General features: G+C 70.1%; 1 protein-coding gene. It reads left to right on the top strand.

Features of this window, described 5'->3' with window-relative positions; genetic code table 11:
• Positions 1–268: ShlB/FhaC/HecB family hemolysin secretion/activation protein (locus JHD77_RS32615; protein ID WP_233410334.1), on the top strand; the 268-nt coding region annotated here is incomplete at both ends.

A 268-nucleotide genomic window follows, 5' to 3' on the forward strand; every position in this document is an offset into this window, starting at 1 on the left:
CGGGTGCGTCTCAAGGGCGAGCGCGACAAGCCCTGGCGGGTCTCCGCCACGCGCAACAACGACGGCGACGTCAGCACCGGCGAGCAGCAGATGGGCCTGGGCCTGGACTGGGACAGCCCGCTGGGCCTGGCCGACCAGCTCAACCTGCGCGCCAACCGCGACGCGGTGACCGACCGCTGGCGCCATTCCGACAGCCAGAGCCTGTTCTACAGCCTGCCCTGGGGCTGGTGGACCTTCACCTACGGCTACAGCCAGAGCGACTACCGCA

It is taken from the genome of Pseudomonas sp. P20 (genome assembly GCF_016463925.1).
Lineage (GTDB): Bacteria > Pseudomonadota > Gammaproteobacteria > Pseudomonadales > Pseudomonadaceae > Pseudomonas > Pseudomonas aeruginosa.